This is a genomic window from Limnohabitans sp. JirII-29, assembly GCF_003063395.1.
GTDB lineage: Bacteria > Pseudomonadota > Gammaproteobacteria > Burkholderiales > Burkholderiaceae_C > Limnohabitans.
In genome coordinates, this window is the sequence record NZ_NESB01000002.1 from 328,502 (window position 1) to 342,124 (window position 13,623).

At 53.7% G+C, this 13,623-nt stretch carries 13 protein-coding genes; 8 read left to right on the top strand and 5 right to left on the bottom strand.

What is annotated here, in order from left to right; genetic code table 11:
• Positions 1–64 precede the first annotated feature (64 nt).
• Positions 65–1,180, top strand: a complete 1,116-nt coding sequence (locus B9Z39_RS04295) for a 3-deoxy-7-phosphoheptulonate synthase (RefSeq protein WP_108300827.1) — start codon at positions 65–67, stop codon at positions 1,178–1,180.
• Between the two features lies 1 nt (position 1,181).
• Here the strand turns inward: B9Z39_RS04295 and mpl are convergent, their stop codons facing one another.
• Positions 1,182–2,621 (bottom strand): UDP-N-acetylmuramate:L-alanyl-gamma-D-glutamyl-meso-diaminopimelate ligase, encoded by a 1,440-nt coding sequence (gene mpl, locus B9Z39_RS04300; RefSeq protein ID WP_108300828.1) that lies wholly within the window; start codon positions 2,619–2,621, stop codon positions 1,182–1,184.
• A gap of 34 nt (positions 2,622–2,655) precedes the next feature.
• Between mpl and B9Z39_RS04305 the strand changes: the two genes are divergently transcribed.
• From B9Z39_RS04305 to B9Z39_RS04335, 7 genes are all read left to right on the top strand, one after another.
• Positions 2,656–3,246, top strand: coding sequence for a hypothetical protein (locus tag B9Z39_RS04305; protein ID WP_108300829.1), 591 nt, complete (start codon positions 2,656–2,658; stop codon positions 3,244–3,246).
• Positions 3,243–3,767 carry a TlpA disulfide reductase family protein gene (locus B9Z39_RS04310; protein ID WP_108300830.1) on the top strand — a complete coding sequence of 175 codons (525 nt, stop codon included), beginning with the start codon at positions 3,243–3,245 and terminating at the stop codon, positions 3,765–3,767. The genes B9Z39_RS04305 and B9Z39_RS04310 overlap by 4 nt, the downstream gene beginning before the upstream one ends.
• 85 nt (positions 3,768–3,852) lie before the next feature.
• Positions 3,853–4,302, top strand: a complete 450-nt coding sequence (accB, locus tag B9Z39_RS04315; RefSeq protein ID WP_108300831.1) for an acetyl-CoA carboxylase biotin carboxyl carrier protein — start codon at positions 3,853–3,855, stop codon at positions 4,300–4,302.
• Positions 4,303–4,316: 14 nt separating this feature from the next.
• Positions 4,317–5,666, top strand: a complete 1,350-nt coding sequence (gene accC / locus B9Z39_RS04320) for an acetyl-CoA carboxylase biotin carboxylase subunit (protein ID WP_100145335.1) — start codon at positions 4,317–4,319, stop codon at positions 5,664–5,666.
• The gene (gene prmA / locus B9Z39_RS04325) at positions 5,666–6,547 is read left to right on the top strand and encodes a 50S ribosomal protein L11 methyltransferase (RefSeq protein ID WP_108300832.1); all 882 of its coding nucleotides are present in this window, start codon (positions 5,666–5,668) and stop codon (positions 6,545–6,547) included. The genes accC and prmA overlap by 1 nt, the downstream gene beginning before the upstream one ends.
• Entirely contained in the window at positions 6,547–7,266 is a 720-nt protein-coding gene (locus B9Z39_RS04330; RefSeq protein ID WP_108300948.1) for a zinc-ribbon and DUF3426 domain-containing protein, read from the top strand. The genes prmA and B9Z39_RS04330 overlap by 1 nt, the downstream gene beginning before the upstream one ends.
• 16 nt (positions 7,267–7,282) lie before the next feature.
• Positions 7,283–8,182, top strand: a complete 900-nt coding sequence (locus tag B9Z39_RS04335; protein WP_100145339.1) for a carbohydrate kinase family protein — start codon at positions 7,283–7,285, stop codon at positions 8,180–8,182.
• Here the strand turns inward: B9Z39_RS04335 and B9Z39_RS04340 are convergent.
• The 4 genes from B9Z39_RS04340 to B9Z39_RS04355 all read right to left on the bottom strand — a co-directional run bounded on the left by B9Z39_RS04340 (position 8,152) and on the right by B9Z39_RS04355 (position 13,426).
• Entirely contained in the window at positions 8,152–8,433 is a 282-nt protein-coding gene (locus tag B9Z39_RS04340; protein ID WP_233202508.1) for a DUF167 domain-containing protein, read from the bottom strand. The genes B9Z39_RS04335 and B9Z39_RS04340 overlap by 31 nt on opposite strands.
• A 133-nt stretch (positions 8,434–8,566) precedes the next feature.
• Complete coding sequence (locus tag B9Z39_RS04345) at positions 8,567–9,010, bottom strand: histone H1-like DNA-binding protein (protein ID WP_108300833.1); 444 nt, start codon at positions 9,008–9,010, stop codon at positions 8,567–8,569.
• 188 nt (positions 9,011–9,198) lie between these two features.
• A complete protein-coding gene (locus B9Z39_RS04350) occupies positions 9,199–10,410 on the bottom strand; it encodes a ribonucleotide-diphosphate reductase subunit beta (protein WP_108300834.1) in 1,212 nt (403 codons plus the stop codon).
• Between the two features lie 97 nt (positions 10,411–10,507).
• Entirely contained in the window at positions 10,508–13,426 is a 2,919-nt protein-coding gene (locus tag B9Z39_RS04355; protein ID WP_100145348.1) for a ribonucleoside-diphosphate reductase subunit alpha, read from the bottom strand.
• Positions 13,427–13,623: the final 197 nt, after the last annotated feature.

The window sequence follows — 13,623 nt, forward strand, 5'->3', positions numbered from 1 at the left end:
CAAACGCTCTGAACTCCCAAACCAACCGCCGGAAACCCCGGCGGTTTTTTTTTAGGACGCGACCATGAAATCGAACACAAGTTATCCAAGCCACGTTGAAAACACCAGTCAAACCGACGATCAACGTATCAAGGACATCACCGTGCTTCCTCCTCCCGAACATTTGATTCGCTTCTTTCCCATTCAGGGAACACCTGTTGAAAAACTCATCACCAGCACGCGCAAGACCATTCACAACATCATGCATGGCAGCGATGACCGTTTGTTGGTGGTGATTGGTCCGTGCTCCATTCACGACCCCGCAGCAGCGATTGACTACGCCCGTCGTTTGCAACCTTTGCGTGAAAAATACGCTGACACCTTAGAGATCGTGATGCGTGTGTACTTTGAAAAACCACGTACCACCGTGGGCTGGAAGGGGCTGATCAACGACCCTTACCTTGACGAGAGCTACCGCATTGATGAGGGCTTGCGCATTGCGCGTCAGCTCTTGATTGAAATCAACCGCTTGGGGCTACCCGCAGGCAGCGAGTTCTTGGATGCGATCAGTCCACAATACATTGGCGACTTGATTTCGTGGGGTGCGATTGGTGCCCGTACGACCGAGAGCCAAGTGCATCGCGAGCTGGCATCCGGTATTTCCGCGCCGATTGGTTTCAAGAACGGCACCGACGGCAACATCAAAATTGCCACCGACGCCATTCAGGCGGCAGCTGGTGCCCATCACTTTTTGTCAGTTCACAAGAACGGCCAAGTGGCGATTGTTCAAACCAAGGGCAACAAAGATTGCCACGTGATTTTGCGCGGTGGCAAAGCGCCCAATTACGATGCAGCCAGTGTGAGTGCAGCTTGTGACGAGTTGACTAAAGCGAAGTTGCCTGCCAGCTTGATGGTGGATTGCAGTCACGCCAACAGCAGCAAACAACATGAGCGTCAATTGGTGGTGGCACGTGACATCGCCGAGCAAATCAGCGGTGGTTCACACCAGGTGTTTGGTGTGATGATTGAAAGCCACATCCACGGTGGTGCGCAAAAGTTCACGCCAGGCAAGGACGATGTGTCCAAGCTGGAATATGGCAAGAGCATCACTGACGCATGTCTGGATTGGAATGACTCGGTGGCGTCGCTCGATGTGTTGTCACACGCTGTTGCTGTGCGTCGCGCACAGCAACAGCGTTGAGTTATTGCGCCAGCGCTGCCAATAGCTTGTCGTGAATGCCGCCAAACCCGCCATTGCTCATGCACAGTACGTGGTCGCCAGGCTGGGCCGCGGCGACCACTTGAGCAATCACCTCATCCACAGTGGCACCTACACAAGCCCGAGCGCCCATGGGCTGGAGTGCTTGTGCTGCATCCCAATCCAAGCCGCCGGAGTGACAAAACGCCAAATCAGCGTCTTCCAAGCTCCAAGGCAGCTGCGACTTCATGGTGCCTAGCTTCATGGTGTTGCTGCGTGGTTCGAACACGGCCAAGATGCGTGCATTGGGCCCGACCTTGCGGCGTAGGCCATCGACCGTGGTGCGGATGGCGGTCGGGTGGTGGGCAAAGTCGTCGTAGACCGTGATGTCTGCGCCTGCCCGTGGCACATGACCACGCACTTCCATGCGGCGGCGCACGTTTTGAAAGTCGGTGAGCGAGGCCGCTGCTTGCGCCGGTGCCACACCCAAATGCTCAGCTGCTGCAATGGCTGCCAATGCGTTGAGCTGGTTGTGTACGCCTGTGATGTCCCATTGCACGCGACCCACCTCTTGGCCGTTGTGTCGTACTGCAAAGTTGTCGGGTTCGCCTTGGATAGACCAGCCGGTTGATACCCCGTTGATATGTGGGCCGAATTTGGCTACCTCGCTCCAGCAGCCTTGGGCCAATACCCGGTCTAAGCTTTCCTCGCCGGCGTTGACCACCACGCGCCCACTGGCTGGGACCGTACGTACCAAATGATGGAATTGGCGTTCGATGGCGGCTAGGTTGTCAAAAATGTCTGCGTGGTCGAATTCGAGGTTGTTCAAAATTGCTGTACGAGGGCGGTAGTGAACAAATTTGCTACGTTTGTCAAAGAACGCTGTGTCGTACTCGTCGGCCTCAATCACGAACGGTGTGCGTCGATGTGCCGCCACTTCTGCGGTGCTGCTCAAACGGCCCAAACGAGCCGATGTGCCAAAGTTCATGGGCACGCCGCCTACCAAGAAGCCCGGCTCAAGCCCGGCGGCTTGAAGAATCCAGGCCAGCATGGAGGTGGTGGTGGTTTTGCCATGTGTACCGGCCACGGCCAGCACATGCCGGGGTTGGCTGGGGTGGTGCAACACGTGTTCAGCCAGCCACTGCGGACCGCTGGTGTAGCAAGCGCCAGCCTCCAAGATGGCCTCCATCAACGGAAATTTCGGACTGCCGTCGACCAATCGTGCCCGTGACACCACATTGCCCACCACATACACATCGGGGTTGAGGCGCATCTGATCTGCGCCAAAGCCCTCAATCAACTCAATTCCCAGACTGCGCAATTGGTCGCTCATGGGGGGATAAACCCCGGTGTCGCAGCCAGTGACTTGGTGACCAGCCTCACGTGCCAGTGCTGCCAGCCCTCCCATGAAGGTGCCGCAAATTCCTAAGATGTGTATGTGCATAGGGGGATTTTAGGTGGGGGACAATGGCCAACTTATGAATAGTCTGTCTCAAGAGATCGCCGCAACTGCCGCTCGCATGGTGGTGGAAGAAGGTTTGGAATACGGCTCGGCCAAACGTCGTGCCCTCAAGCAGATGGGCTTGCCTGCACGCACGGCATTGCCTGGCAATGATGTGGTCGAAGCCGAGGTGCGTGACTACATCGATGTGTTTTGTGCCGACAGCCAGCCCGCCGAATTGGCTGCGTTGCGACAACTCGCGGTGGTGTGGATGGAGCGTCTGGCTGAATTTAGGCCCCACCTCAGCGGTGCAGTATGGCGTGGTACTGCGACTGCTTTGTCTGATATTTACCTGCAGTTGTTTTGCGATGATCCCAAATCGGCAGAAATTCGGCTCATTGATCATCAAGTTCGCTACGAAGTCAGCACAGTTCAGGGGTTTCAGGGTGAAACGGTCGATGCCTTGAGCATGGTGTGTTCCTGTCCTGGTTTAAGCCAACGGACCCTGGTGCATTTGATGATTTATGACCGTGACGACCTCCGTGGTGCGTTGAAGTTGGATACGCAAGGTCGTAGCTCGCGTGGCGATTCGTCCGCATTAAAAAGATTGATTGAGGAAGTTAAATGACGATGAATACATCACGCCGATATGCGTTGTATGCGGGGGTGGCTGCGGCGGCAGGGCTGACTGGTGTGGGTGTAGCCTGGCACCGACATCAATTGGCAGAGGTATCTAAAGAGGCCTTAGATGGTTTGTGGGGAGCTGAATTTCAGACGCCAACCCAAGACACATTGCATTTGAAGGCTTTTCAGGGGAAAAGCCTGGTGTTGAATTTTTGGGCTACATGGTGCCCTCCTTGCGTGGAGGAGATGCCTCTATTGGATCGCTTTTTTCGAGAAAATTCAGCTAAAGAGTGGCAAGTTCTTGGATTAGCCATTGATCAGCCCAGCCAAGTACGTAAATTCTTAGGGCAATTTCCGGTGAGCTATCCAATAGGTTTGGCTGGTTTGGGAGGGACTGAGCTGTCTAAGTCTTTGGGTAATCCAGAAGGCGGCTTGCCATTCACGGTGGTGCTGGATGCGCAAGGGCAGCTCAAACAGAGAAAAATCGGTAAATTAACCGAAGATGATGTGAAAAACTGGGCTTGAATTTGTATTTTCAAACTTATTCCAAGTCTCTCAATCAATTTTTGGTGTAAATTCAGGGGTCTTTCGCAACAAATAGGATGTAGTTATGGATTTGAGAAAACTCAAGACGTTGATCGACCTGGTCTCGGACTCGAATGTCTCTGAACTCGAAATCACCGAGGCAGAAGGAAAGGTCAGAATTGTCAAGAGTGCTCCAACTCCTGTGGCGATGGTGACTTCTGTCGCTGCTCCAGTGGCTGCTGCGCCTGCGCCCGTTGCTGCGGCAGCCGCCCCTGCTGTGGTGGTTCCTGAAGCGCCTGCTGGACATACCGTGAAGTCGCCTATGGTCGGTACCTTCTACCGCTCATCAAGCCCAGGCTCCAAAGCCTTTGTGGAAATTGGCAGCCAAGTCAAAGAAGGCGAAACCATTTGCATCATTGAAGCCATGAAGATCTTGAACGAGATCGAAGCAGACAAGTCTGGCACCATCACCCAAATCTTGGCTCAAAACGGGCAGGCTGTGGAATACGGCGCACCATTGTTCGTGATCGAATAACGGGCGACGCTTCCATGTTCAAAAAAATTCTGATTGCCAACCGAGGCGAAATCGCCTTGCGCATCCAACGTGCTTGTCGCGAGCTGGGTGTACAAGCGGTGATGGTGTATTCCGAAGCCGATCGAGACGCTAAATACGTGAAATTAGCCGACGAAGCGGTCTGTATTGGTCCTGCAGCCTCTCCTTTGAGTTATCTCAACATGCCCGCCATCATTGCGGCGGCTGAAGTCACCGATGCTGAGGCCATACACCCGGGCTATGGCTTTTTGAGCGAAAACGCTGACTTTGCCGAACGGGTGGAAAAGAGTGGATTCCAATTTATTGGACCGACACCGGAATCGATTCGCATCATGGGCGACAAGGTGTCGGCCAAGCAAGCCATGATCAAAGCGGGGGTGCCTTGTGTGCCTGGTTCTGAAGGCGAGTTGCCAGATGACCCGGCTCAGATCCGTCGTATTGCCAAGACCGTCGGTTACCCAGTCATCATCAAAGCTGCTGGCGGCGGCGGTGGTCGGGGTATGCGCGTGGTCCATACAGAAGCGGCTTTGATCAATGCCGTGCAAATGACCAAGGCTGAAGCGGGTGCTGCATTTGGTAATCCTGCGGTGTACATGGAGAAATTCCTCCAGAACCCACGGCACATCGAAGTTCAAATCCTGGCCGACAAGTTCAAGAACGCGGTGTATTTGGGAGAGCGTGATTGTTCGATGCAGCGTCGTCACCAAAAAGTGATTGAAGAAGCGCCGGCGCCCGGCATTCCACGCAAACTGATTGAGAAAATTGGTGAGCGTTGTGTGGCAGCTTGTAAAAAGATTGGTTATCGCGGTGCAGGTACGTTTGAGTTCTTGTATGAAAACGGAGAGTTCTATTTCATTGAGATGAACACCCGCGTTCAGGTCGAACACCCCGTGACGGAGTACATCACGGGCATTGACATCGTGAAAACGCAAATCATGGTGGCTGCTGGCTTGAAACTACCTTTCACTCAGCGTGACATCGTGATCCGCGGCCACGCCATTGAGTGCCGCATCAACGCTGAAGACCCATTCAAGTTCACGCCTTCGCCGGGTCGCATCACCATGTGGCATGCACCTGGTGGCCCAGGTGTGCGGGTGGATTCTCATGCGTACACCAACTACTTTGTGCCGCCTAACTATGACTCGATGATTGGCAAAATCATTGTGCACGGTGACACGCGCGACCAAGCCTTGGCGCGTATGCGCACAGCCTTGGCGGAGACCTTGGTGGAAGGTATCAACACCAACGTGCCCTTGCACCGCGAGTTGATGGTGGATGCCAAATTCATGGCGGGTGGCACCAACATCCATTACTTGGAAGAGTGGCTTGCCGCTCACAAACGTTGATGGTTGAGTTACGTCTTCTGTGTCCTGAGAACCAGGTGGAAGCGGTATGCGATGCGCTGGATGCCTTGGACGCGCTCAGCGTGTCTGTGGAAGATGCGGATGCCCAAACCGATGCCGAGCAAGCCTTGTTTGGTGAACCCGGCATGCCTCCACCCAAAGAAGGCTGGCAGCGTTCACGCATCATCGCTTTGTTTCCGGAAGGTGCAGCAGCCGATGAAGCCGCCCATTTGTTGAGTGTGCAAGACTTTTTTGCTGGCTGCCAACACCTGGGCGTGCAAGAAGTTGCCGATCAAGATTGGGTGCGTTTGACGCAATCGCAATTTTCTCCTGTGGAAATCACGCCAGAGTTTTGGATTGTTCCCACTTGGCACGAGCCACCCGAGCAAGCGCGCAAAGTCATTCGTTTAGACCCCGGTCTCGCGTTTGGCACAGGCACGCATCCGACCACCCGCATGTGTTTGCGTTGGATTGCGACGCACGATGTGTCGCAACAACGCGTGTTGGACTACGGTTGCGGTTCTGGCATTTTGGCCATTGGTGCTGCGCTTCATGGTGCACAGACTGTCGACGCGGTGGATATCGACGAAGCGGCGGTCACCTCCACTGTGCTCAACGCTGAGGCCAATCGTGTGCAGCTCAATGCGGGTTTCCCTGACAAGGCGACAGGCGTCTACGACACAGTGTTGGCCAATATCTTGGCGACACCATTGAAGATGTTGGCGCCACTGTTGCGACAACACGTGCAAGCTGGTGGGCATTTGGTGCTGGCAGGTATCTTGGAGCGCCAAGCTCAAGAATTGAAGGATGCTTATGCGCCTTATTGCACTTTGCAAGTCAGCGACAGTGAAGATGGCTGGATTTTGATGACCGCACACTGCTGATGGATATCACCCACTGCCCCGAATGCAGCACCGCTTTCAAGGTGACGCCTGAACAATTGGCGTTGGCCAGTGGGTGGGTACGGTGTGGTCGGTGTGGTGCGGTGTTTGAAGCGCAAAGGCATTTCACGCCCAATCCTTTGCCAGAAGCAGCGTCATTGATCACGTCAGAGCAGGCGTCATCCAAATCTCAAGACAAGCTGTTTGCGCAGGACAAAAAAGCTGACAGCGTCTCGGGTCATGCACAAGCTGTGTCAACGCGTTGGCCTACGTGGCTGGCATTAAACGCGCTGTTGTTGCTCCTTTTGATTTGGCAAATCGTTTTGTCACAGCGCCACGTCTTGGCCGCAGAAGAGCCTGCCTTGAAGCCCATCTTGGAGGCTTTGTGCGCGCCGGTGGCGTGTGAGGTGACGTGGCCACGTGAGCTAGATGCTGTTCAGATTGAAAACACCAGCTTCAGTGAGAATCTAGAAGGTGGTTACACCTTGCAAATTCGCTTGCGTAACACCCAGCATCATCCGGTTGCCACTCCTTATTTAGAGCTGAACCTCACTGATTTGCAAGACCAGGTGGTGGTCAGGCGCGTATTCTCCACCGAGGAAATGGCGTTGTCACCGCAGATGACAGCTTTGCGTGATGTGCGCTCGACCTTGAACTTTGATTTGGATGCTGGCGTCAGTGAGCATGTATCAGGTTTTCGCGCGCTGATTTTTTACCCTTGATTGAGAAAGTAGTTTTATGGCATCGCTGATTTGCGGCTCGCTCGCGTTTGACTCCATCATGAGCTTTGAGGGCCGCTTTGCTGAGCAAATCTTGCCCGAACAGCTGCACATTTTGAACGTATCTTTTTTAGTGCCTGCCCTGCGTCGCGACTATGGTGGTTGTGCTGGCAACATTGCCTATAGTTTGAAAATCTTAGGCGGTACACCCTTGCCCATGGCCACTTTGGGCATTGACGGCACGGACTATTTGCAGCGTTTGAAAAACTTGGGCATTGCCACTGAATATGTGCGTCAAGTTGAAGGGGCATACACTGCACAGGCCATGATCATGACCGATCATGACAACAACCAAATCACGGCTTTCCATCCAGGCGCCATGATGCAGGCGCACACCACACGTATCGAAAAGCGTGGCGATATCAAGTTAGGCATCATTTCTCCCGACGGACGTGATGCGATGTTGCAGCATGCCGAGCAATTCAACGCAGCCGACATTCCTTTTGTATTCGATCCAGGTCAAGGCTTGCCCATGTTTGACGGTGTTGAGTTGGCGCGTTTCATCGACCAATCCACCTGGGTCACGGTCAACGACTACGAAGGCAAGATGCTCTGTGACCGCACAGGCCTGAGCAGTGCGGATATCTCGCGCCGTGTCCAAGGCTTGGTCGTGACTTTGGGGGCTGAAGGATGTGAAGTCTGGATCGATGGTGAAAAAACGCTGCTCCCACCCGTCAAAGCACAAGCAGTGGTAGATCCCACAGGGTGTGGCGATGCGTGGCGCGGTGCTTTGTTGTTTGGCCTGGAGCAAGGCTGGTCACTTGCCAAATGTGCAGCTTTGGGCAATCAGGTGGGCGCCCTGAAAATTGCACAACGTGGCCCACAAAACTACAGCGTTGACGGTTTGTCTGTGGCTTGATCGCGCAGTGCCGACCAGTTCGCATGGCTGCTCACGGCAGCACTCACACGCAACTGTTTGCGTTTAGATGTTTGCCCACGTGCCAAACTGATATGGCTTTTGGCCACTTGCAAGGTGCTTGCCAACCATGCCATCAATGCCAAGTTGGCTTTGCCATCTACCGGTGGTGCATGTAAACGCACACGTAACGCACCATCGTGCAACCCATCCGCCTGGGTACGTGTGGCATTGGGAATCACGTGAATATCCACGATGACACTTCCATCTTTGTCCGTTCGCAAAAAGCTCAGTTTGGGTAAAGGCATGACGAGGCTAAATAAAAAGCCCGAGGCCTTGCGGCTTCGGGCTTGAGCTGACGGAGAACCGTCGCCACTGATACTGAAATCAGGGCTTGCTGGCGGTCGGGAATGGCCACGCAGCTTGGGGGTTCAGCGTCGTCTGCGCAGGGGCAGCGGGTGCTTTCGCAGCTTTCTTGGCGGCTGGTTTTTTGGCGGCTTTCTTGGCAGCAGGCTTTTTAGCAGTTGGTTTTTTGGCAGCAGCTTTTTTCGCTACTTTCTTGGCTGCAACCTTTTTGGCTGCTGGCTTTTTAGCGGCTGCTTTTTTAGCAACAGGCTTCTTAGCTGCAACTTTTTTAGCTGCTGGCTTTTTGGCCGCTACTTTTTTAGCAACAGGCTTCTTAGCTGCAACTTTTTTAGCTGCTGGCTTTTTGGCTGCTACTTTTTTAGCTGCTGGCTTTTTAGCGGCTACTTTCTTGGCTGCGGGCTTTTTGGCCACAACAGCTTTCTTTGCGGGGGCCTTTTTAGCGGCCGGTTTTTTTGCAGTTGCCATTTTTATGTTCTCCTAGATCAAGTTGAGATCATTGGGTGAAAAGCACTTCGCATCTGTTGGAGCATGCAAAGCGATTCATGGCGCTGGACCCGGGTCCAACCCCATGAACACAGTGAGTCCGGCACATCACCTCGAAGTGGGTGTTTGTGTCTGTGACGGACAAATTGGGTGACATAGTGTGTGTGATATCAATCCCAGGACAGAGCGCCACCTGATTGGTACTCGATCACACGGGTTTCAAAGAAATTGCGTTCCTTCTTGAGGTCGATCATCTCGCTCATCCAAGGGAAAGGGTTCTCTTCATTGGGGAACAACTGCTCCAAGCCAATTTGTGTGGCACGGCGGTTGGCGATGTAGCGCAAGTAACCCTTGAACATCGATGCATTCAAGCCCAGAACGCCACGTGGCATGGTGTCTTCGGCATAGCGGTATTCCAGTTCAACCGCCTTCATGAACAGCGCCTTGATTTCAGTTTTGAACTCAGCCGTCCACAACTGTGGGTTTTCAAGCTTGATGGTATTGATTAAGTCAATGCCAAAGTTGCAGTGCATGGACTCGTCACGCAAGATGTATTGGTACTGCTCAGCTGCGCCAGTCATTTTGTTTTGACGTCCCAAAGCCAGAATTTGGGTGAAACCTACGTAGAAGAACAAGCCTTCCATCAAGCAGGCAAACACGATCAACGACTTCAGCAATGTTTGATCGGTCTCTAGCGTGCCCGTGTGAAAGTTGGGGTTCATGATCGCGTCGATGAACGGAATCAGGAACTCATCTTTGTCGCGGATCGATTGCACTTCATGGTAGGCATTGAAGATCTCAGACTCATCCAAGCCCAATGATTCCACAATGTATTGATAGGCATGGGTGTGAATGGCTTCTTCAAACGCTTGACGCAATAAGAACTGACGGCATTCAGGCGCTGTGATGTGACGGTAGGTACCCAACACAATGTTGTTGGCAGCCAAAGAGTCGGCCGTCACGAAGAAACCCAAGTTGCGTTTGATCAGGCGGCGCTCGTCGTCGCTCAAGCCATTGGGATCTTTCCACAAAGCGATGTCACGCGTCATGTTCACTTCTTGTGGCATCCAGTGGTTGGCACATGTGGCGAGGTATTTTTCCCAAGCCCATTTGTATTTGAAAGGAACCAACTGGTTCACATCCGTTTGGCCATTGATGATGCGCTTGTCGGCAGCGTTCACGCGACGCTCGCTGGTCGCAGTGGCAATAGATGGTGTGGGAGATGTAGGTGCCGTTGCACCGTCATTGAGCGTGCGAACTGCGGCAGCAGGCTGTGTGGCTTGTGCTGCAGAAAGAGGTGGGAATTCCATCGAGCTGGCAGTTGTGCCGCTTGCTAAAGGTGATGGCGATGAGGGCTTGACTTCTTCGTCCCAGGTCAACATAGAAAATTTTCCAATACGCTAATTATGAATGCAACGAAGAGAAACGCAAAGCGTTGATTCACTTCGTTGCTTATTTTTGTTGCTCAATTGCAAAAAATCACTGACACGATTCGCAGGTGGGATCGTCCACACCACAGAACTTGATGTCAGTGGCAGGGATGGCATTCATCTGTGCTTGCGCAGCAGCGGCTGCTGCTTCGAGCGCACTCATGCCACTGGTGCTGGCACCGCTGGAAGACACCGCGTTGTGCGAGCCTGCTTGTACAGTGGATTTCTCCACTTGTTGTGCGCTGGATGTGCGCAGGTAGTACGTGGTCTTCAAGCCGCGCAACCATGCGAGCTTGTAGGTCTCGTCGAGCTTCTTGCCCGATGCGCCGGCCATGTAGATGTTGAGCGACTGTGCTTGGTCGATCCATTTTTGGCGACGTGCAGCCGCTTCAACCAACCAGGTGGCTTCGACTTCAAAAGCAGTGGCATACAGAGCTTTGATTTCTTGTGGCACGCGGTCAATGGGTCGCAGCGAACCATCAAAGTGTTTCAGGTCCATCACCATCACGTCATCCCACAGACCTAAGCGTTTCAAGTCACGCACCAAGTAGCTGTTGATCACCGTGAATTCACCCGACAAGTTGGACTTGACCGAGAGGTTGCCAAAGCAAGGTTCGATCGAAGCGTCCACGCCAATGATGTTGGAGATGGTTGCCGTCGGTGCAATGGCCACGCAGTTGGAGTTGCGCATGCCGTCTTGTGCAATCTTTTTGCGCAGTGCATCCCAGTCCAGCGTGGCTGAGCGGTCCACTTCCACATAGCCGCCGCGCTCTTTGGCCAACATGTCCAAAGTGTCGAGGGGCAACAGGCCACGATCCCACAGAGAACCTTTGTAGCTGGAGTACTTGCCGCGCTCTTTGGCCAACTCGGTCGATGCCCAGTAAGCGTAGTAGCAAATCGCTTCCATCGATGTGTCGGCAAACTCCACCGCCGCTTGTGATGCGTAAGGAATGCGCATTTCATACAAGCTGTCTTGGAATGACATCACGCCCAAGCCCACGGGGCGGTGGCGCAGGTTGGAGTCACGCGCTTTTTTCACTGCGTAGTAGTTGATGTCGATCACGTTGTCGAGCATGCGCATGGCGACTGTGATGGTGCGTTTGAGTTTGTCGTGGTCGAGCTCTTTGCCGTTGGGGCCGTCTTTCAAGTGCTGCGACAGGTTCACCGAACCCAGGTTACACACCGCTGTTTCGGTGTCGCTGGTGTTGAGCGTGATCTCTGTACACAAGTTGGACGAGTGCACCACGCCTGCATGTTGTTGGGGTGAACGCACGTTGCATGCATCTTTGAAAGTGATCCAGGGATGGCCAGTTTCAAACAGCATGGAGAGCATCTTGCGCCACATGTCTGTGGCTTGCACTGTTTTGCTAGGTTTGATTTCGCCGCGGCGTGCCTTTTCTTCGTAAGCCACATAGGCTTTCTCGAACGCTGAGCCAAACAGATCGTGCAGATCAGGCACATCAGAAGGGGAGAACAAGGTCCACTCACCCTTTTCCATCACGCGACGCATGAACAAATCAGGAATCCAGTTGGCCGTGTTCATGTCGTGGGTGCGGCGGCGGTCATCACCGGTGTTTTTGCGCAGTTCCAGGAACTCTTCTATGTCCAAGTGCCAAGTTTCCAAGTAGGTGCACACAGCACCTTTGCGTTTGCCACCTTGGTTGACGGCCACGGCGGTGTCATTGACCACCTTCAGGAAAGGCACCACACCTTGTGACTCGCCATTGGTGCCTTTGATGTGGCTGCCCAAAGCACGCACACGTGTCCAGTCGTTACCCAAGCCGCCTGCAAATTTGGACAGCAGGGCGTTTTCTTTGATCGACTCATAAATACCGTCCAAGTGATCGGGCACCGTGGTCAAGTAGCAGCTAGAGAGCTGTGAGCGCAACGTGCCGCTGTTGAACAGCGTCGGGGTACTCGACATGAAGTCGAACGATGACAAAACTTCGTAGAACTCAATGGCGCGGGCTTCACGGTCAATTTCGTCCAGCGACAAGCCCATGGCCACGCGCATGAAGAAGGCTTGCGGCAGCTCAATGCGTTGTTTGCGCACGTGCAGGAAATAGCGGTCATACAGCGTTTGCAGACCCAGGTAATCAAACTTCAAGTCACGGTCGGCTTTGAGTGCCAGACCCAAACGCTTCAAATCAAATTGCAGCAGGCGCTCATCCAGTAAGTCGTTGTCCACACCCTTCTTGATGAATTGTGGGAAGTAGTCGGCATAGTGTTGATCCATGTCCGAGTGAGCCACTTCTTGGCCCAACACTTCGCGCACGATGGTGTGCATCAACAAACGTGCGGTGGCATAGGTGTAGTCAGGGTCTTTTTCGATCAACGTACGAGTCGCCAAAATGGCGGCCTTGTACACCTCGTCCATAGGCACACCGTCATACAGGTTGCGCATGGTCTCTGCCATGATGGGTTCGGGCTTGACATCTGCGCCCAAGCCCGTGCATGCGTCATGGATCAAGCCTTGCAGATGGTTCAGGTCGAGGGGGACACGTTGTCCGCCATCGATCACATGCAGCGCAGGTACGGCGGGAGTTTGTTGTTCTTTGGTATGTGCACGTTCCTGGGTACGACGCTCGCGGTACAGCACATACGCACGCGCGATTTCGTGATGACCACCGCGCATCAAGCCCAACTCCACCTGGTCTTGCACGTCTTCAATATGGAACGTGCCACCGCCTGGGCGTGAGCGCATCAGCGCACGCACCACACCTTGCGTGAGTGAATCCACCACTTCGCGTACGCTGGCTGATGCCGCGCCTTGCGTGCCATGCACCGCCAAAAACGCTTTCATCATCGCTACCGCAATCTTGGCCGGTTCGAATGGCACCACAGCGCCATTGCGGCGAATGATTTGGTAGTGCGTCAACATCGAGACGTTGTCTGAAGCGACCCTGTCTTGAGGTGTCGATTGGTGGCTTGTGCTGGCAGTAGATGCCGCAGTTTCAGCGATTTGCATGACGTGTTCTTCCTTGTTATATCTAGACGTTGCTGGTGGTCTTGGCAGCGTGCGTGTTTTGTCTGCCTGAGGTACCTTGGATGCGCACTTTGTAGCAAAGTGCGCCATCAACAGGACACACTATATCTGGTGTTGAACCACCCTTCAAGACACTAGGGGTAGTGTTTTAAGGTGTAGAAATTGATTTCTTGTGGCGG